Here is an 18,995-nt window from a genome sequence, read left to right as displayed (position 1 = left end):
AACCCCATGAGCGAATCCGCTTTCAACCAGCCGCTGGGCGGCAATGCCATGCCGCGCTTCGGCGGCCTCGCCAGCATGATGCGCCTGCCCGTCGCTACCAGCGCCGAAGGCCTGAACGCCGGCTTCATCGGCGTGCCGCTGGACACCGGCACCAGCCACCGCCCGGGCGCACGTTTCGGCCCGCGCCAGATCCGCGCCGAGTCCAGCCTGATCCGCCCCTACAACATGGCGACCGGCGCCGCGCCGTTCGACGCGCTGCAGGTGGCCGACCTGGGCGACGTGGCGATCAACACCTACAACCTGCTGAAGTCGGTGGACCTCATCGAGCAGCACTACCGCCCGGTCATCGCGGCCGGCTGCATCCCGCTCACGCTCGGCGGCGACCACACGATCGCCCTGCCCATCCTGCGCGCCATGAAGGCGCAACACGGTCCGGTGGCGCTGATCCATGTGGACGCCCACGCCGACGTCAACCCGGACATGTTCGGCGAGGCCATCGCGCACGGCACACCGTTCCGCCGTGCGGTGGAAGAAGGCCTGCTGATCGGCGACAAGGTCTGGCAGATCGGCCTGCGCGGCAGCGGCTATTCGGCCGAAGACTTCGACTGGCCGCGCCAGCAGGGCTTCACCGTGGTGCCGGCGCACGAGGTCTGGTGGACCAGCCTGACGCCGTTGATGGCGCAGATCCGCGAAAAGATCGGTCCGGACACGCCCACCTACCTCAGCTTCGACATCGACGGCATCGACCCGGCCTACGCCGGCGGCACCGGAACACCCGAGATCGGCGGACTCACCGTGCCGCAGGCGCTGGAGATCGTTCGCGGCTGCCGCGGCTTGAACCTCGTGGGCTGCGACCTGGTCGAAGTATCCCCGGCCTACGACACCAGCGGCAACACCGCCCTGCTCGGCGCCAACCTGCTGTTTGAAATGCTCTGCGTGCTGCCCGGCGTGGCCTACCGCTGAACCCCGTTGTCACAAGGAAGACCCCATGAGCCGTCCCCAAGCCGTCCCGACCGTGCAGATTTCCACCGAACGCGTTATCGTCACCGAGTGGCGTTTCGCGCCCGGAGCGGAGACTGGCTGGCACCGCCACGCGCACGACTATGTGGTCGTGCCCATGACCGGCGGCGAGCTGCTGCTGGAAACGCCCGATGGCAACCGCACGGCACCCTTGACGCCGGGCCAGTCGTACACCCGGAACGTGGGCGTGGAACACAACGTCATCAACCCCACCGGACACGAAGTCGTGTTCGTGGAAATTGAAATGCGCTGAACCCGCCCTTTTGCATCTCAACCTGACCAAGAGACATCCATGGACATGAAAACCTCCCCCCTGGCCCTGCTGAAGGACCCGACCCTGCTGAAGACCGACGCGCTGATCAACGGCGAATGGGTCAAGGGCGCCAGCCGCTTTGACGTGCTCGACCCGGCCACCGGCCTGAAACTGGCCGACGTGGCCAACCTCGGCCCGGCCGACGCCGAGAAAGCGATCGCCGCCGCCAACGCCGCCTGGGCCGGCTGGAAGGGCAAGACCGCCAAGGAACGCAGCATCATCCTGCGCAAGTGGTACGACCTGCTCATGGCCAACCAGGACGACCTGGGCCGCATCATGACCGCCGAACAGGGCAAGCCGCTGGCCGAAGCCAAGGGCGAAGTGGCCTACGGCGCGAGCTTCGTCGAGTGGTTCGCCGAAGAGGCCAAGCGCGTCAACGGCGAGACCCTGCCGCAGTTCGACAACAACCGCCGCCTGATGGTGCTCAAGCAGCCCATCGGCGTCTGCGCGGCCATCACGCCCTGGAACTTCCCGCTGGCCATGATCACGCGCAAGGTCGCGCCCGCGCTGGCCGCCGGCTGCCCCGTCATCATCAAACCCGCCGAGCTCACGCCGCTGACCGCGCTGGCCGCCGCCGAGCTGGCCATCCGCGCCGGCATCCCGGCCGGTGTGCTCAACATGATCACGGCCGACGACCAGAACTCCATCGCCGTGGGCAAGGTCATCTGCGCCAGCGACGTGGTGCGCCACATCAGCTTCACCGGCTCCACCGAAGTGGGCCGCATCCTGATGGCGCAAAGCGCGCCCACCGTGAAGAAGATGTCGCTCGAACTCGGTGGCAACGCGCCCTTCATCGTGTTCAACGACGCCGACATCGACTCGGCGGTCGAAGGCGCCTTCGCCAGCAAGTACCGCAACGCCGGCCAGACCTGCGTCTGCTCGAACCGGCTGTACGTGCAGGAAGGCGTGTACGACGAGTTCGTCAACAAGTTCGCCGCCAAGGTGAAGACCGCCAAGGTCGGCAACGGCTTTGAAGACGGCGTGAACCAGGGCCCGCTGATCGAAGAGGCTGCACTGGTGAAGGTGCAGCGCCATGTCGACGACGCCGTGGCCAAGGGCGGGCGCGTGGTGGCTGGTGGCAAGCGCCTGGCGGGTCAGTTCTTCGAGCCCACCGTGGTGGCCGACGCGACCGCCGACATGCTGTGCGCGAAAGAAGAGACCTTCGGCCCCTTCGCCCCGGTGTTCAAGTTCAAGACCGAGCAGGAAGCCATCGATGCGGCCAACAACACCGAGTTCGGACTGGCCAGCTACTTCTACAGCCGCGACATCGGCCGCATCTACCGCGTGGCCGAAGCGCTGGAGTACGGGATGGTCGGCATCAACGTCGGCATCCTGGCCACCGAGCACGTGCCCTTCGGTGGCGTGAAGCAGTCGGGCCTGGGCCGCGAGGGCTCGCACCACGGCATGGACGACTACGTCGAGATCAAGTACCTCTGCCTGGGCGACATCCAGAAGTGAAGCAGTAAAGCACCCCCTGCGCCGCTGACGCGGCTTCCCCCTCACTGGCGCCTTCGGCTTGGAGGGGGACAGCGCCTTGGGCCGGCGGAGCCGGACCCTTGGCGCTTCTGGGACGGAGGCGCTTGCGTTCGTGGCAAAGCGCGCTGAAGTCGACCGGTCACATGGAGAAGATTGGCGCTCGATCCGGCACCGATCAGTTCACCACCTGCCAGCTGCCATCGGGCTGACGGCAGGCCCGGCCGTAGACGTCGTCGGGCCGGCCGCCCACGATCGCCCGCATGGTGTATTCGCGGCAGGGCGCGCCGGCCGATTCATAGGTGCGCGTGGGCGTCACGGTGTACTGGTTGCGCGTATCCGGGTTGACCCACTGGGTTGGCTGACCGGTCTGCGAAGTTTCCAGCACCTGCGCGGTGCGCATGCGGTCGGTGCTGTCCATGGAGCGGCCCACGTTGGCGCCGATGTTGGCACCGATCAACGCGCCCACGATGGTGGCCGCCGTGCGGCCTCTGCCACCGCCCACCTGCGAGCCCAGGGCACCACCGAGAACACCGCCGACGACCATGCCACCGGTTTCGTTCGGACCACCCGGTGCAGCACAACCCGCCAGCGCCGCAGCGAGCGCGCCAACGAGGATCAGTCGAGCAGGAAAACGTGTGGGGAAACGCATATGCAACTCCTTGAAAGATGTGTCAGAAAGACGCTGGATCGGTCACGGCGGTGGTCTGTTTGGGCGTTTCCGGAACACGGAACCGCCGCAGCGAGTGGCGCCAGGCCCGTGCGTTATCATTCGAACCGGTTTTGCGGGTGTAGTTCAATGGTAGAACGGCAGCTTCCCAAGCTTCATACGAGGGTTCGATTCCCTTCACCCGCTCCAGATACACAAAAGGCCCCCCGGGGCCTTTTGGCTTTTCTGCGGCCGGCGTGCACCGGGCGCCAGTGGTTCAGCGAGCACCCAGGCCCATGCTGCGCGAGATCACCTCTTTCATGATCTCGTTGGTGCCGCCATAGATGCGTTGCACACGCGCGTCGGCGTAGGCCCGGGTGATCGGGTACTCCCACATGTAGCCGTAGCCGCCATGCAGCTGCACGCATTCGTCCATCACCTTGCACTGCAGGTCGCTGCACCAGTACTTGGCCATGCTGGCGGTGGCGGTGTCGAGCTTGTCCTGCACGGCCAGCTCGCAGCACTTGTCCACGAACACGCGCGCCACCTGCACCTCGGTCTGCAGCTCGGCCAGCGTGTAGCGCGTGTTCTGGTAGCTCGCGACCGGCTGACCGAAGACCTTGCGGTCCTTCACGTACTGCACGGTCCAGTCGATCGCGGCCTGTGCTGCGGCCACCGCGCCGATGGCGATCTGCAGCCGCTCCCAGGGCAGCTGTTCCATGAGGCAGATGAAGCCCCCGCCCTCGCCCCCCAGCAGGTTCTCGGCGGGCACGCTGACGTTGTCGAAGAAGAGTTCCGACGTGTCCTGCGCCTTCATGCCCAGCTTCTTCAGGCGCTTGCCCTTGCTGAAGCCCGCCATGCCCTGCTCCACCAGCAGCAGGCTGGTGCCCTTGGCGCCGGCGGTCGGGTCGGTCTTGGCAACCACGATCACCAGGTCGGCGTGCCAGCCGTTGGTGATGAAGGTCTTGCTGCCGTTGAGCAGGTAGCTGCCGTCGGGTTGTTTGATGGCTGTGGTCTTCACGCCCTGCAGGTCGCTGCCCGCGGCGGGCTCGCTCATGGCGATGGCGCCCACCATCTCGCCGGTGGCCAGCAGCGGCAGGTAGTGCTTCTTCTGTGCCTCTGTGCCGTAGTGCAGGATGTATGGCGCCACGATCTCGCTGTGCAGACCGAAACCGATGCCGCTCACCCCGGCACCGGAGATCTCCTCCATCTGAGCCACCGAGTACAGCTTGTCGGCCCCGGCGCCACCGTATTCCTCGGGCATGGTCATGCAGAGAAAGCCGTTTTCACCGGCCTTGCGCCAGACCTCGCGATCCACACACCCCTGCTCTTCCCAGCCCTCGTGGAAGGGCGTGATTTCCTTCTCCACGAAGCGACGAAAGCTGTCCCGGAAGGCTTCGTGGTCGGTGTTGAAGAGGCTGCGTTCGATCATGGGAGTTCCTCGGGTTTCGGAAGGGAAGGGTTGTTTCAGGCGAGGCCGGTAGCGAGCCAGCGCGCCCAGTCGGCGGCGCCGTTGCGGGTGGCCTGAGCGACAGCGGCTGACCAGTCGTAGGCCACGGCGATCTGTGCCACGCTCCAGCGGCCCTGCGCATCGGACTCGCACAGGGCGTAGCGCGCGTGCGGGCTGCCGGTCTGGTGCACATGGAAAGCGATGTGGTCGTCGTCGAAGGCGGGCAGGCCCACGCTGCCAGGGTTCACGCACAGGGTGTGGGGCGCCTCGGGCAGTTGCAGCACCCGCGGCAGGTGGCTGTGACCGCAGAGCAGCAGGCCGGCACCCTGCCCCGCCACGCCCGCCAGGCGCTGCGCCACCTCGGCCGCGCTGGCCGCGCGCGAGCCCGCGGATTCGACCGTTTCGAGCAGGTATTCGTGGTCGTTGTCGGGCCGGCCGTGGCAGACGAACACACCGCCGTCGAGCGCCAGCGTGGCGGGCAAGCCGGCCAGCCAGGCCCGCTGCGCGGCGCTGGTCTGCCGGAAGCCGTACACATCGCTCGCGCCGCCGGAGCCGCTGGCGCAGCGCAGCAGCTGGCGCTCGTGGTTGCCGGCGATCGTGGGCAGGTCCAGCGCCATCAGGCGTTCAGCCGTTTCGGCGGGCCAGAGCGGGCCGGACAGGATGTCGCCGCAGTTGACGATCTGGTCCGCGCCGCGGCGTGCCACGTCGGCCAGCACGGCGTTCAGTGCGGGCAGGTTGCCGTGGATGTCGGAAAGGGCGACGATGCGCATCGGAATGTTCAGAAAGTGGGTCTGTCGCGGGTTTGACGGTTCGCCTGCATTTTCACAAAGCAATCGCTTGGCAAAAGTCTATACTGATCCGGCACATTCGGCCACCGGGTCGGCCCGGCGAAGCGAGACACAGGAGACAACATGCAAGTTCGATTTCACATGCGTTGTTTGCCCACTGCGGCAGCGCTGGTTTTTTCAGGCCCTTTCTGCGGAGGCCGGCCATGAGCGAAGCCTTTGTTTACGACGCCATCCGCACCCCGCGCGGCAAGGGCAAAAAAGACGGCAGCCTGCACGAGGTCAAGCCGGTCAACCTGCTGGCCGGCCTGCTGCGCGAACTGCAGCACCGCAACCACCTGGACACCTCGGCGGTGGACGACGTGGTGATGGGCGTGGTCTCGCCCATCGGCGAGCAGGGCTCGGTGCTGCCCAAGGTCGCCGCGCTCAAGGCCGGCTGGGACTGGCGCTGCTCGGGCGTGCAGCTCAACCGCTTCTGCGCCTCAGGCCTGGAGGCGGTGAACATGGCCGCCATGAAGGTGAAGAGCGGCTGGGAAGACCTGGTCGTGGCCGGCGGTGTGGAGAGCATGAGCCGCGTGTCGATCGGCTCCGACGGCGGCGCGTGGGCGCAGGACCCGGAGACCAACAGCGCCACGCTGTTCGTGCCGCAGGGCATCGGCGCTGATTTGATCGCCACGCTCGACGGCTTCACGCGCGACGACGTGGACGCCTTCGCGCTCGAATCGCAGAAGCGCGCCGCCGCTGCGCGCGCGGCCGGGCATTTCCAGCACTCGGTGGTGCCGGTGAAAGATCCGCTGGGCCAGATCATCCTGGCGGTGGACGAGTTCATCAAACCGCACACCACGATGGCGGGCCTGGCGGGCCTGAAGCCCGCCTTCGAACAGCTCGGCGCCATGGGCTTCGACGCGGTGGCACTGCAGCGCTACCCGCAGGTGGAGCGCATCCACCATGTGCACCACGCGGGCAACTCCTCGGGCATCGTGGACGGCGCGGCCGCCCTGCTGATCGGCAGCGAGGCCGCGGGCAAGACCCACGGTTTCACGCCGCGCGCGCGCATCGTGTCGGTCGCGCTCTCGGGCGCGGACCCGACCATCATGCTCACCGGCCCCATGCCGGCCGCGCGCAAGGCGCTGGCCAAGGCCGGCCTCACCATCGACCAGATCGACCTGTTCGAAGTGAATGAAGCCTTTGCCGCCGTGCCCATGCGCTTCATGCGCGAGATGGGCGTACCGCACGAGAAGGTGAACGTGAACGGGGGCGCCATCGCACTGGGTCACCCCTTGGGCGCCACGGGCGCGATGATCCTGAACACGCTGATCGACGAGCTGCACCGGACGAAAAAGCGCTACGGCCTCGCCACGCTGTGTGTCGGCGGCGGCATGGGCATTGCGACGATCGTAGAGCGCATCTGAACCGAGCGGAGACACCAACATGATCACAAAAACCATCCGCTACGAACTTGCCAACGGCATCGCAACGATCACCTTCGACGAGCAGGATTCCCCCGTCAACACCATGTGCCTGCAGTGGCAGGACGATCTGGACGCCGTGACCGCCCAGGTGGGCAAGGACCGCGAACAGATCAAAGGCATCGTGCTGGCCTCGGCCAAGAGCACCTTCTTCGCCGGCGCCGACCTCAAGGGCGTGATGCGCTCGACCGCCGCTGATGGCCACCGCGTGTTCACCGAGATCGAGCGCATCAAGCGGAACTTCCGCAGCCTGGAGACGCTGGGTGTGCCGGTGGTGAGCTGCCTCAATGGCGCCGCGCTCGGCGGTGGCTGGGAGGTGGCGCTGGTCGGCCACCACCGCATCGCGGTCAACAACCCCAAGGTCCAGTTCGGCCTGCCCGAGATCACGCTGGGGCTGATCCCCGGCGGCGGCGGCATCACCAAGATGACGCGGCTGCTGGGCCTGGTGGCCGCGCAGCCCTACATCCTGGAGAGCAAGCTCTTCGGGCCCGAAGAGGCCCTGAAGATCGGCGTTGTGCACGAACTGGTGGCCACGCCCGAAGAGCTGATGCCGCGCGCGCTGGCCCACATCGAAGCCGCGCAAGGAAAACCCGAGGCCTGCCAGCACGTGTGGGACCGCAAGGACTACAAGATGCACGGCGGCACGCCGAGCAACCCCAAGATCGCTGCCATGCTGAGCGTGGCGCCGGCGGTGCTCAAGCAGAAAACGCGCGGTCTCTACCCTGCCCCCGAAGCCGCGCTGGCCGCGATGGTGGAAGGCGCCATGGTGGACTTCGACACCGCCATGCGCATCGAGAGCCGCTACCTCGCGGGCTTGATGGTCAGCCCGGTGGCGAAGAACATGATCAACACCTTCTTCTTCAACATGAACGCCATCAAGGCCGGCCAGAGCCGCCCGAGGGACGTGCCGCGCTACAAGCCGCAGAAGGTGGGGCTGCTGGGCGCCGGCATGATGGGCTCGGGCATCGCCTATGCCCAGGCCAGCCGCGGCATCGCCACCGTGCTGAAGGACGTGAGCCTGGAAGCGGCCAACAAGGGCAAGGCCAACAGCGTGAAGGTGACGCAGCCGCGTGTGGACAAAGGCCGCATGAGCGCAGCCGACCAGCAGGCGCTGCTGGCGCGCATCACACCCACAGCGAGCACGGCGGACCTGCGGGGCTGCGACCTGATCATCGAGGCGGTGTTCGAGCACCGCGAACTCAAGGCCGCGGTGACGCACGAGTCCGAACCCATGCTGGCCGAGGGCGGCTTCTTCGCCAGCAACACCTCCACCCTGCCGATCACCAGCCTGGCCAAGGCGAGCGCCCGGCCGCAGAAGTTCGTCGGCATCCATTTCTTCAGCCCGGTGGACAAGATGAAGCTGGTGGAGATCATCCGGGGCAAGGAAACCGACGACGAGACCATCGCCCGCGCCTACGACTACGTGCAGGCGCTGGGCAAGCTGCCGATCGTGGTGAACGATGCGCGCGGTTTCTACACCAGCCGCACCTTCGGCACCTTCGTGATGGAAGGCGTCGCGATGCTGGGCGAAGGCATTCCGGCGCCGGTGATCGAAAACGCCGCCATGCAGGCCGGCATGCCCGTGGGGCCGCTGGCCGTGCTGGACGAAACCGCGCTCTCGCTCTCCGTGCACGTGCTGGAGCAGACCCGCGCCGACTATGCCGAAGAGGGCCGCCACTACGACACCACGCCGGGCGAAGCGCTGGTGGAGCACATGGTCAAGCAGCACCACCGCAGCGGCCGCGCGGCCGGTGGCGGTTTCTACGACTATCCCGCCGGGCAGAAGAAAACCCTCTGGCCCCAGCTCAAGACCCTGTTTGAAAAGCCCGATGTCGCCTGGGACCTGCAGGACGTGAAAGACCGCCTGCTCTACCGCCAGTCGGTGGAGACAGCGCGCTGCCTGGCCGAAGGCGTGCTCACCAGCGTGCACGACGGCAACATCGGCTCCATCTTCGGCATCGGCTTCCCGGCCTGGACCGGCGGCGCGCTGCAGTTCATCTACGGCATGGGCATCGACGCGTTCGAGAAACGCTGTGCCGAACTGGCAGCGAAGTTCGGCCCGGGTTTTGCACTGACCGATGCCGTCAAAGCGACGATCCGACAGCACCAGCCGGTGTACTGACGCGCGTCAAGACGGCGCAAGGCCAGGCCGCTAGACTGAATCCCGCCGCCGACGGGCACCCTGTCCGCCGGTTTTTTTCGACCCCAAGCCTCCATCCCATGAAACGACTCGAAGGAAAAATCAGCCTCATCACCGGCGCCGCACAAGGCATTGGCCTGGCCACCGCGCTCAAGTTCGCGCGCGAAGGCGCGACCGTCATCGTCTGCGACGTGAAGCAGGCCGCGGTGGACGAAGCGGTGCAGCAGTGCCAGGCGCTCGGCGCCCAGGCGGCCGGCTTCGTGATGGACGTGACGCAGCGCGAGATGGTCGACGCGGTGGTGGGCCAGGTGCTGACGCGCTTTGGCCGCATCGACGTGCTGGTGAACAACGCCGGCATCACGCAGGACGCCCGGCTGCAGAAGATGACGCTGGAGCAGTTCGACCGCGTGATCGACGTCAACCTGCGCGGCGTCTTCCACTGTGCGCAGGCCGTGGCCGACATCATGGTTGAACAGGGCGCCGGCGTGATCCTCAACGCCAGCTCGGTGGTGGGCATCTACGGCAACTTCGGCCAGACCAACTACGCGGCCACCAAGTTCGGCGTGATCGGTTTCACCAAGACCTGGAGCCGCGAGCTCGGTCCCAAGGGCGTGCGCGTCAACGCCGTGGCGCCGGGCTTCATCGCCACCCCCATCCTCAGCACCATCCCCGAGAAGGTGATCCAGGAAATGGAGCACCGCGTGCCGCTGCGCCGTCTGGGCCAGCCTGAGGAGATCGCCAACGTCTATGCGTTCCTGGCGAGCGATGAAGCGAGCTACATCAACGGCGCGGTGATCGAGGTCTCGGGCGGCATGTCGGTTTGACGCCGTCCACCAGATACTTGCCTCCGTCAAGTATTTGACCCAGAATCCGGGGGCATGAACCTGCCCACCGAGATCCCGGTCAACCCCGAACAGGTCCGCGCCCTGCGGGCCTTCAACCGCTTCTACACCCAGCGCATCGGCATCCTCGACCCCTACCTGGGCAGCGCGTTTTCGCTCACCGAGGTGCGTGTGCTCTACGAGCTGGCCCACCACGCGCCGTGCACCGCGAGCGAGCTCGTGCGCCGGCTGCTGCTCGACGCGGGCTACCTCAGCCGCATCCTGCGGCGCTTCGCTGCCGAGGGTTGGTTGGAGCGCACCCCGGCCCCCACTGACGCGCGCCAGCAGATGCTGGCCTTGACCCAGGCAGGTCGCTCGGTGTTCGAGCCCTTGCAGCAGCGCTCGCGCGAAGAAGCCGCCGGCCTGCTGGCCGCACTGGCGCCCGCTCAGCGAGCCGAACTGATGGCGGCGCTGCAGCGCGCGCAGACCCTGCTCTCGCCCGAGACCGCACAGGCCCGCAGCGCACGCACCATCGTGCTGCGCGACCCACGCCCGGGCGACATGGGCTGGGTGGTCCAGCAGCACGGCGAACTCTACTGGTGCGAATACGGCTGGAACGCCGAGTTCGAGGCGCTGGTGGCCAGCATCGTGGCCGGCATGATGAAACACCACGACCCGGCCTGGGAGCGCGGCTGGATCGCCGAGCTCGACGGCGAACGCGCGGGCTCGGTCTTCTTGGTGCGCAAGAGCAAGACGGTGGCCCAGCTGCGCCTGCTGATCCTCACGCCCGCGGCGCGCGGCCTCGGCCTGGGCGGGCGGCTCACCGACGAGTGCATCGCCTTCGCACGCGGCAAGGGCTACCGCAAGATGGTGCTCTGGACCAACCGCAACCTCGACGCCGCGCGCGCCATCTATGCCAGGCGCGGTTTCACCCTGGTGGACAGCGAGGCGCACCACAGCTACGGGCGCGACCTGGTGGGAGAACACTGGGAACTCGCCCTGTGAACCTGGCCCTGCTGGCGGCCGCGGCCACCGGCGTGCAGGTCGGTGCGACCATCGTCGCCTCGCGCTACGTGGTGGCCGAGGTGCCGCCGCTCACGCTGGCCCTGCTGCGTTACGCCATCGGTTTCCTGAGCCTGCTGCCCTTCGTGTGGCGGCCGCTGCGTGCCCACCCCTGGCCGGCCGGCACCACCTGCCCACCGGGCCGCGACCTGCTGGCCATGGCCGCGCTGGGCGTGGGCCAGTTCGCGTTGCTCATCGCCCTGCTCAACTTCGGGCTGCAGCACATCGGCGCGGCCAGCGCGGCGCTGATCTTCAGCCTGTTCCCCCTGCTCACCCTGCTGCTCGCGGGCGCGCTGGGACAGGAACGCCTCACGCCGGGCCTGCTCGCGGGCGTGGTGCTGTCGATCGCCGGGGTCGGGCTGTCGCTCTGGCCGCGGCTGGCGAGCGGCGGCGCGGGCCACTGGTGGGGCGAGGCCGCGGTGCTGGGCAGCGCGCTCACCGGTGCGGTGTGCAGCGTGCTCTACCGGCCCTACCTGCGCCGCTACCCCACGGTGCCGGTGTCGGCCCTGGCCATGGGCGTTTCGGTGCTGTGTCTCGCGCTGCTGGCGCTGTTTGAACACTGGCCGCAACGCGTGGTGGGCCTGGCCCCGGGGACCTGGGCCGTGGTGGCCTTCATCGGCCTGTCCAGCGGCGCGGGCTACTTCGCCTGGCTGTACGCGCTCAAGCACGAATCGCCCACGCGCGTCACGGTGTTCCTTGCGCTCAACCCGGTCACCGCGGCGCTGCTGGGCGCTGCCCTGCTCGGCGAGCCCCTCGATGTCTTTCTGCTCGGCGCCCTGGCGCTCATTGCGCTCGGCCTGTGGCTCGCCACCCGCCGGGCGCGGTAGGCGGGTGCCCCGTGGGGCCAAACACCGCGCCCGATAATCGACCCATGCCCGCCCCAGCGAACACCCTCTCCCCGGCCGTCGAAGCCGCCCCCAACCAGCCCCGATCCAAAACCGACCTCTTCATGTCCTTCACCTGGCTGGCCCTGCAGGGCTTTGGCGGGGTGCTGGCGGTGGTGCAGCGCGAGCTGGTGGAAAAAAAGCGCTGGATGACGCGCGAGCAGTTCGTGGAGGACTGGGCCGTGGCGCAGATCATGCCGGGCCCCAACGTGGTCAACCTTTCGATGATGATCGGCGGACGCTACTTCGGCCTGTCCGGCGCGCTGGCTGCGCTCACCGGCATGCTGGCGGCGCCGCTGGTGGTCGTGCTGCTGCTGGCCGCGCTCTATGGCAGCGTGGCAGACAGCGCCACCGCACAGGGTGCGCTGCGCGGCATGGGCGCGGTGGCCGCCGGCCTCATCACCGCCACCGGCATCAAGCTGATCGCTGCGCTTGGCAAGAACGCCATGGGTCTCGGGGTGTGCATCGGTCTGGCGGTGCTCACCTTCGGGGCGATCGCCCTGCTGCGCTGGCCGCTGGCCTGGGTGCTGCTGGGCCTGGGCGGTGCGGCCTGCCTGAGGGCTTACCGTGTGCTGGGTCGGGCGGGCAACGGGAGCGAGGCATGAACATGGCCCCCACGCTCGCGAACTGGACCGACCTGTTCCTGCACTTCGCCTCGCTCTCGCTGCTGGCGGTGGGCGGCGCCATCACCACCGCACCCGACATGCACCGCTACCTGGTGAGCGAACAGGGCTGGCTGAGCGACGCGCAGTTCACCTCGTCGATCGCGCTGTCGCAGGCCGCGCCCGGCCCGAACGTGCTGTTCGTCGCCCTGCTGGGCTGGAACCTGGGCCTCAACGCGGGGGGTGGTCCGTCGGCCGGCTGGCTGGCCTGGGCGCTCGCGCTGCTGGGCGTCGTGGTGACGCTGGTGGCGATCATGCTGCCCTCGTCCATCCTCACCTACACCGCCACGCAATGGGGCCACCGCAACCGCGAGCTGCGCGCGGTGCGCGCCTTCAAGGCCGGCATGGCCCCGATCGTGATCGCACTGCTTATCGCCACCGGCTGGCTGCTCAGCGCGGCACACAACCAGCCGGCGCGCGACTGGCCACTGTGGCTGCTGACCGCCTGCGCCACCCTGCTGGTGTGGCGCACGAAGATCCACCTGCTGTGGCTCATCGGCGCCGGTGCGGTGCTCGGCGCCTTAGGTCTGGTCTGAGGGGCCGGAGCCCCGCCGGTCATTTTTCCCGCTTCAGACCTGCCAGGCCCTTGATATCCAGCGCGGCCAGCGCGCCGCGAAGGCCATCCATGTCCACGTTGTCACCCGTGAGTTCGACCATCACGCCGTTGGCCAGCATCACCGACATCTCCGCGCTGCTGCCGTCCTTGCGGTATTCCTCCTTGAAAGAAACACCGTCCTTCTGGTAGATGCGCTCGACCTCGTCCCGGGTCTCGCGATTGACGGTGCTCTGGGCCCAGGCGCCCATGGCCATGCCGAGCGCGGGCACGGCACCGAGGTCCTGCACCTTGACTTCCACGCGGCCGTTGTCCCGGGTGTATTCGGCGGTGACGCTGGAGAAGCTCATGCCCATGGCGCTGTCGGAGCGGGCCTCGATCGCGGTGCGCTCCATGCCGGCCAGCTTGTCCGGCACATGGGTCTGCAGCAGATCGGGCGCAAAGGGTTTGCCACCCTGCCCGCCCATGGCCGCCCCCACCATGTCGGCCATGGCCTTGCCGGCCGCGGCGGAGTCACCCTTGGCCTGGGCCTCTTCCATGCGCTTGCTCGCCTCCTCGACCTTCTTGCCCGCTTCTTCGATCTTGGCCGTGTCGATGGTGATCTCGGTCCCCGGCACTTTGATGCTCACCTGGTCGGACGGGGACGCGGCGCCGCCCATCATCATGCCCGGGCCACCCCCGGTAAACAGCGCGCTGACGGCGCCCACCACCAGGCTCGCCACGATGCCGCACACGATCAGCACCGCGGTGTAGCCCACCGCCTTCTCCTCGGGCGCCTTCATCAGCACCGGAATGCCGGTGTAGATCAGGTAGATCGAATACAGCGCGGCGATCACCCCGAGCATGGACAGGGCCGGCAGCAGGCTGAAGATGCCGCCCACGAAACCCGCCGTGGAGCCGTAGGCCACCAGCTTGAAGGCGTTGAGCAGGTTCTTTTCACCCTTGAAGGTGGGCGCCAGCGCATTCGCGATCAGGGCCAGCACATAGACCATCACCAGCGACAGCACGAAGCCCACCACCATGTTGACCAGGCCGCTGACGATGGGCACCCGGAACGAAATGCCAAAGGCGCCCGCGCCAATCAGGCTGAGCCCGATGAAGGTCGCGATGGCCGGTATGGCGGCCAGATAGATCAGGTAATTGGTGTAAATCGCCTTGGGATCGGTGGCTTCCTGTTCAATGACAGGCCATGTTTCCTTGGGTTTGAGAAGAATGGCTTGTACGCGGTCAACGATCGTCATGATTCCCTCCGGTTGAAAAACCTTGCGCGGCCTGGCGCCGCCTGTGTGCCTGGTCCCGCCACCTCCGGCAGGGCCTGGCTCAGAAACGGATCAGCGCGGATTCTCGAAGAACACCGAGTTGGTGTAGTCGCTGATCTCGAAATACACCTTCTTCTCGCCCGGGTCCACCTGCATGTTGAGGTTTTCGTCCAGGGTTCCGTAGCCATAGCGGTAGGCGCGCGGCTTGCCATCGTCGGTGCCCAGCGCGGTGCTGACCTTGTCGATCTTGAGGAAGCGGCGCACCACCTTGTCGCCCGCGTACACCTCCAGCACGCCGTCGGTGCCGGTCCAGTTCTGGATTTCGCGGCTGAGCTTGTTCTGCTGCTCCTGGGTGCAAGCCGCGGCAAACACAGCGACGCTCAAGGCAGCGATCAACCCGGCGCGTTGGGCAGATGGGCTCGTCATTCAATCCTCCAGCAGTGTTGGCAGGCATTGTGCCGCAGGTTCGCGCAGGCACGTGTCGGCCACCGCGTCCAGTTCGGTCGCCTCGGGGTTGATCACCACCACCCGGGCGCCGCGCCGGTGCGCGGTGTGCGCCAGGCCGGCGGCCGGGTAGACCACGCCCGAGGTGCCGACAACCAGCATCAGGTCGCAGCGGTTCGCGGCGTTCTGCGCCGCCTCCAGCGCGGGCAGCGGCAGCATCTCGCCAAACCAGACCACGGCCGGGCGCCGCAGGTTGCCACAGGCCGGGCAATGAGGCGGATGACCGGCCTCCACGAAATCGGGGTGGCAACAGTCGCGCGGCATGTCCAGCCAACGGTCGTCGGCCAGGTTGCCGTGCAGGGCGATCGCGTCGGTGCTGCCCGCGCGCTGGTGCAGGCCGTCCACGTTCTGCGTGATGAGCGTGAGCCGGCCCGGGTGGCGCCGCTGAAAGGCCGCGAGGGCGAGGTGCCCCGCATTGGGTGCCACCTGGGCGATCATGTCGCGGCGGAACTGGTACCAGTCCCACACGCGGCGCGGGTGGGCGCGAAACGCGTCCTCGGTGGCCAGGTCTTCCGGTTTGAACTGCGCCCACAAGCCGGTCTGGGCGTCGCGGAATGTGGGCACGCCGGATTCGGCGCTCATGCCCGCGCCGGTGAGCACGGCGATGTGGTGCGCGCTCCCGATCCAGTCGCGCACCGTGGGCATGTTCAGCTGCGCTGTCGCAGCGCTTCGTAGAGACAGACGCCGCTGGCCACCGACACGTTCAGACTTTCCACCGCACCGGCCATGGGGATGCTGACCAGCTCATCGCAGGTCTTGCGCGTGAGCTGGCGCATGCCGTCGCCCTCGGCGCCCAGCACCAGCGCCACCGGGCCTTTGAGGTCCACCTGGTACAGCGTTTTCGGTGCGTCGTCGCTGGTGCCGATGATCCAGATGTTGCGCTCCTTCAACTCACCCAGGGTGCGCGCCAGGTTGGTCACCATGAAGTACGGCATGGTTTCGGCCGCGCCGCTGGCCACCTTGGCCACGGTGGCGTTGATGCCGGCCGCGTGGTCCTTGGGCGCGATCACGGCGTGAGCGCCCGCGCCATCGGCGACGCGCAGGCAGGCGCCCAGGTTGTGCGGATCGGTGATGCCATCGAGCACCAGCAGCAGCGGCACGGTACCGGCGGCTTCCAGACCCTCCAGCAACTCGTCAAGCGAATGCACCTGGGGAATGGCCATCACCCGCGCCGCCACACCCTGGTGGCCATGGCTGCCGGCGAGCTTGGCCAGGCGCAGGCCATCGGCCTCGATCAGGCGCACATTCGCCTCTTTGACGCGGTCCAGAAACTGGCGCATGCGCGCGTCGCGGCGCGTGGGCTCGAAATAGATTTCGACGATGGATTGCGGCGCGGTTTTCAGGCGCACGCCGACGGCGTGAAAGCCGAAAAGCACTTTGGGAGAAGACATACCCTGATTATCAGCGCCCTCCGGGCGTCCCGCGTCGCCTTCGGCCCGGGTGATCACCTCCGGCGCGCAATGCCCCACAGAGGATGCGGCGGAACGGGCTCCGTCAAGCCGGCGCCTCCGCGGTCTCCACCACCTGACCGGCCTCGATCGTGATCCGGCGCTCACAGCGCTGGGCGATGGCGCGGTCGTGGGTCACCAGCACCAGCGTCGTGCCCTGCTCGCGGTTGAGCTCGAACATGAGTTCCATCACTTTTTCGCCGGTGGCGAAGTCCAGGCTGCCCGTGGGCTCGTCGGCCAGCAACACGGCGGGCTGCACCACAAACGCCCGCGCCAGCGCCACGCGCTGCTGCTCGCCGCCCGAAAGCACCTTGGGGTAGTGACCCAGGCGCTCGCCCAGACCCACACGCTGCAGCATGCGCGTGGCGGTGGCGCGGGCATCGGGCCGGCCGGACAGCTCCAGCGGCAGCATCACGTTTTCCAGCGCGCTCAGGTTGCCCAGCAGCTGAAAGCTCTGGAACACGAAGCCGACCTTCTGGGCGCGCAGGGCGGCCCGCTGGTCTTCGTCGATCACAAACAGGTCCACGCCATCGACGACCACGGTGCCGCTGGTGGGCGTGTCCAGCCCGGCCACGATCGACAGCAGGGTGCTCTTGCCCGAACCCGAGGCGCCCACGATGGCCGCAGTTTCCCCTTTGTTCAGTGAGAAATCGATATCGCGCAAAATGGTCAGGGTACCCGTGGAGTCGGTCACCGACTTGAACACATGCTGCACAGCAATCATCACATCGGACATGGAAAGGCCTCAGGTTGAAACGACGTCACTTTAACGCCCTGCTCGTCGGGGCAGCCTGCCTGGGGTCTATCGGTGCGGCGATGGCACAGACCGCCTCGGCGGCCACAGTGCCCACGGTGCTGGTGGTGGGTGACTCGCTGAGCGCCGAATACGGCCTGCGGCGCGGCAGCGGCTGGGTGGCACTGCTGCAGCAGCGCCTGGACAGCGAAAAAGTCCCGGGCCGCATGGTGAACGCCGGCATCAGCGCCGACACCACGTCGGGCGGCCGCTCGCGCCTGCCGGCCCTGCTGCGTCAGCACAAACCCGCCGTGGTGATCATCGAACTCGGCGGCAACGATGCCCTGCGCGGCATGCCGCTCAGCATGACGCGCGACAACCTGGCCGCCATGGCCCGGCTTTCCCGCGAGGCCGGTGCCCGCGTGCTGCTGGTGGGCATGGAGGTGCCGCCCAACTACGGTCCGAAGTACACACAGGAATTCCGCCAGGTGTTCAAGACGGTGGCGCAGGCCGAGAAGATCGGTCTGGTGCCCTTTCTGCTGGCGGGTGTGGCCGATCTGCCCGATGCGACCACCACGCTGTTCCAGAGCGACCGCATCCACCCGAACGAAATGGCACAACCCACACTGGCCGCCAACGTGTGGCCCGCGCTGCGCGCACTGCTCGTGAAACGATAATCCGGCATGCCCGTTCACACCCTGCCCGCCAGCGAAGCGCTGAGCCGACTCGACCGTTTTGACGCCATCATCGACGCCCGCACCGAAGACGAACACGCGCTCGACCACGTGCCCGGCGCACTCAACTGGCCCACGCTCAACAACGCCGAACGCATCACCATCGGCACGATGTACAAGCAGGTCAACGCGTTCGAAGCCAAGAAGCGCGGCGCCGCACTGTCAGCCCGCAACATCGCGGCCCACATCGAACGCGAGGTGCTCGACAAGCCGCGGGACTGGAAACCGCTGGTGTATTGCTGGCGCGGCGGCAACCGCAGCGGTGCGCTGGCCACCATCCTGGGCGCGATCGGCTTTCAGGTCACGCTGATCGAAGGCGGCTACAAGGCCTGGCGCGCGGCGCTGGTCGAGTCCCTGCCCGGGCTGGCCACCCGCCTGCACTACCGCGTGGTCTGCGGCCCCACCGGCAGTGGCAAGACGCGGCTGCTGCAGGCGCTCGCCGACCAGGGCGCGCAGGTGCTCGACCTGGAAGCCCTGGCGAATCACCGCAGTTCGGTGCTGGGCCACATTCCGGGTGTGCCGCAGCCGAGCCAGAAACGTTTTGACAGCCTGATCTGGGAGGCGCTTCGTCGCTTCGACCCGGCGCGGCCGGTCTACATCGAAAGCGAAAGCAAGAAGGTGGGCAATGTGCGGGTGCCCGATGCACTGATCGACGCCATGCGCGCGAGCCCCTGCATCGACCTGCAGCTGTCGGACCAGGAGCGTGTGGCGCTGCTGCTGGAGGACTACGATTTCTTCGTCCAGGACAGCGCGCATTTCTGCCAGCGGCTGGAAGCGCTGTCCGAGTTGCGCGGCAAGGCCGTGGTGGAAGGCTGGATCGCCCAGGTGCAGGCGGGTCAGACCCCGGCGGTGGTGCTGGAGCTGCTGAAACTGCACTACGACCCGACCTACGCCCAGTCCATCTCACGCAATTTCAGGCAATACGGCCAGGCCTTGCCCTGCGTGCTGCGCGACCGCTCGCCAGCCGCGCTCAACGAAGCGGCAGCGTCATTGATCGCGGGTGAGGCCGCTGCGCCGGCCACCTGAGCCGGTGCGG

General features: G+C 67.6%; 20 protein-coding genes and 1 tRNA gene. 13 read left to right on the top strand and 8 right to left on the bottom strand.

Annotated elements, in window-relative coordinates; all coding sequences use genetic code 11:
• The first annotated feature begins 6 nt into the window (after positions 1-6).
• The 3 genes from speB to ACN5W5_RS02545 are packed head-to-tail and all read left to right on the top strand — an operon-like array spanning position 7 to position 2,791.
• Complete coding sequence (speB, locus tag ACN5W5_RS02555; protein ID WP_420047025.1) at positions 7-963, top strand: agmatinase; 957 nt, start codon at positions 7-9, stop codon at positions 961-963.
• Between the two features lie 25 nt (positions 964-988).
• The gene (locus ACN5W5_RS02550) at positions 989-1,273 is read left to right on the top strand and encodes a cupin domain-containing protein (protein WP_420047024.1); all 285 of its coding nucleotides are present in this window, start codon (positions 989-991) and stop codon (positions 1,271-1,273) included.
• 39 nt (positions 1,274-1,312) lie between these two features.
• Positions 1,313-2,791 (top strand): NAD-dependent succinate-semialdehyde dehydrogenase, encoded by a 1,479-nt coding sequence (locus tag ACN5W5_RS02545; RefSeq protein ID WP_420047023.1) that lies wholly within the window; start codon positions 1,313-1,315, stop codon positions 2,789-2,791.
• 193 nt (positions 2,792-2,984) lie between these two features.
• On the opposite strand, the gene ACN5W5_RS02540 is transcribed toward ACN5W5_RS02545, so the two are convergent.
• A complete protein-coding gene (locus tag ACN5W5_RS02540) occupies positions 2,985-3,458 on the bottom strand; it encodes an RT0821/Lpp0805 family surface protein (protein ID WP_420047022.1) in 474 nt (157 codons plus the stop codon).
• Between the two features lie 133 nt (positions 3,459-3,591).
• Here ACN5W5_RS02540 and ACN5W5_RS02535 point away from each other — a divergent pair.
• A tRNA-Gly gene (locus tag ACN5W5_RS02535) sits at positions 3,592-3,665 on the top strand.
• Positions 3,666-3,732: 67 nt separating this feature from the next.
• Here the strand turns inward: ACN5W5_RS02535 and ACN5W5_RS02530 are convergent.
• Positions 3,733-4,887 (bottom strand): acyl-CoA dehydrogenase family protein, encoded by a 1,155-nt coding sequence (locus tag ACN5W5_RS02530; RefSeq protein WP_420047021.1) that lies wholly within the window; start codon positions 4,885-4,887, stop codon positions 3,733-3,735.
• Between the two features lie 35 nt (positions 4,888-4,922).
• A complete protein-coding gene (locus tag ACN5W5_RS02525) occupies positions 4,923-5,675 on the bottom strand; it encodes a metallophosphoesterase family protein (protein WP_420047020.1) in 753 nt (250 codons plus the stop codon).
• A gap of 221 nt (positions 5,676-5,896) precedes the next feature.
• On the opposite strand from ACN5W5_RS02525, the gene ACN5W5_RS02520 reads away from it, so the two are divergent.
• From ACN5W5_RS02520 to ACN5W5_RS02490, 7 genes are all read left to right on the top strand, one after another.
• Positions 5,897-7,102: an acetyl-CoA C-acetyltransferase gene (locus tag ACN5W5_RS02520; protein WP_420047019.1), complete on the top strand. Its 1,206-nt coding sequence runs from the start codon at positions 5,897-5,899 to the stop codon at positions 7,100-7,102.
• 19 nt (positions 7,103-7,121) lie between these two features.
• On the top strand, positions 7,122-9,281 hold the full coding sequence (locus ACN5W5_RS02515) for a 3-hydroxyacyl-CoA dehydrogenase NAD-binding domain-containing protein (protein ID WP_420047018.1): 2,160 nt from the start codon (positions 7,122-7,124) through the stop codon (positions 9,279-9,281).
• A gap of 98 nt (positions 9,282-9,379) precedes the next feature.
• Entirely contained in the window at positions 9,380-10,123 is a 744-nt protein-coding gene (fabG, locus tag ACN5W5_RS02510; RefSeq protein WP_420047017.1) for a 3-oxoacyl-ACP reductase FabG, read from the top strand.
• Between the two features lie 54 nt (positions 10,124-10,177).
• A complete protein-coding gene (locus ACN5W5_RS02505; protein WP_420047016.1) occupies positions 10,178-11,125 on the top strand; it encodes a bifunctional helix-turn-helix transcriptional regulator/GNAT family N-acetyltransferase in 948 nt (315 codons plus the stop codon).
• On the top strand, positions 11,122-12,009 hold the full coding sequence (locus ACN5W5_RS02500) for a DMT family transporter (RefSeq protein ID WP_420047015.1): 888 nt from the start codon (positions 11,122-11,124) through the stop codon (positions 12,007-12,009). The genes ACN5W5_RS02505 and ACN5W5_RS02500 overlap by 4 nt, the downstream gene beginning before the upstream one ends.
• A 44-nt stretch (positions 12,010-12,053) precedes the next feature.
• A complete protein-coding gene (locus ACN5W5_RS02495) occupies positions 12,054-12,671 on the top strand; it encodes a chromate transporter (protein ID WP_420047014.1) in 618 nt (205 codons plus the stop codon).
• A complete protein-coding gene (locus ACN5W5_RS02490; protein ID WP_420047013.1) occupies positions 12,668-13,264 on the top strand; it encodes a chromate transporter in 597 nt (198 codons plus the stop codon). Before ACN5W5_RS02495 ends, ACN5W5_RS02490 begins: the two co-directional genes overlap by 4 nt.
• Positions 13,265-13,283: 19 nt before the next feature.
• On the opposite strand, the gene ACN5W5_RS02485 is transcribed toward ACN5W5_RS02490, so the two are convergent.
• From ACN5W5_RS02485 to ACN5W5_RS02465, 5 genes are all read right to left on the bottom strand, one after another.
• Positions 13,284-14,522: a Yip1 family protein gene (locus tag ACN5W5_RS02485; protein ID WP_420047012.1), complete on the bottom strand. Its 1,239-nt coding sequence runs from the start codon at positions 14,520-14,522 to the stop codon at positions 13,284-13,286.
• 90 nt (positions 14,523-14,612) lie between these two features.
• Positions 14,613-14,966 carry a hypothetical protein gene (locus ACN5W5_RS02480; protein WP_420047011.1) on the bottom strand — a complete coding sequence of 118 codons (354 nt, stop codon included), beginning with the start codon at positions 14,964-14,966 and terminating at the stop codon, positions 14,613-14,615.
• A complete protein-coding gene (locus tag ACN5W5_RS02475) occupies positions 14,967-15,689 on the bottom strand; it encodes an SIR2 family NAD-dependent protein deacylase (protein WP_420047010.1) in 723 nt (240 codons plus the stop codon).
• 2 nt (positions 15,690-15,691) lie between these two features.
• Entirely contained in the window at positions 15,692-16,435 is a 744-nt protein-coding gene (rlmB, locus tag ACN5W5_RS02470; RefSeq protein ID WP_226466054.1) for a 23S rRNA (guanosine(2251)-2'-O)-methyltransferase RlmB, read from the bottom strand.
• 103 nt (positions 16,436-16,538) lie between these two features.
• The gene (locus ACN5W5_RS02465) at positions 16,539-17,228 is read right to left on the bottom strand and encodes an ABC transporter ATP-binding protein (RefSeq protein ID WP_420047009.1); all 690 of its coding nucleotides are present in this window, start codon (positions 17,226-17,228) and stop codon (positions 16,539-16,541) included.
• 80 nt (positions 17,229-17,308) lie between these two features.
• Here ACN5W5_RS02465 and ACN5W5_RS02460 point away from each other — a divergent pair, with 80 nt between their 5' ends.
• Both ACN5W5_RS02460 and mnmH read left to right on the top strand, forming a co-directional pair.
• Positions 17,309-17,902, top strand: coding sequence for an arylesterase (locus ACN5W5_RS02460; protein WP_420047008.1), 594 nt, complete (start codon positions 17,309-17,311; stop codon positions 17,900-17,902).
• A gap of 6 nt (positions 17,903-17,908) precedes the next feature.
• A complete protein-coding gene (gene mnmH, locus ACN5W5_RS02455; protein WP_420047007.1) occupies positions 17,909-18,985 on the top strand; it encodes a tRNA 2-selenouridine(34) synthase MnmH in 1,077 nt (358 codons plus the stop codon).
• The last annotated feature ends 10 nt before the right edge of the window (positions 18,986-18,995 follow it).

The sequence above is a fragment of the Hydrogenophaga sp. ZJX-1 genome (assembly GCF_048590325.1).
Classification (GTDB): Bacteria; Pseudomonadota; Gammaproteobacteria; order Burkholderiales; family Burkholderiaceae_C; genus Hydrogenophaga.
The sequence above is the reverse complement of the archived record's forward strand: the minus strand, read 5'-3'. Positions and strand labels throughout refer to the sequence as shown.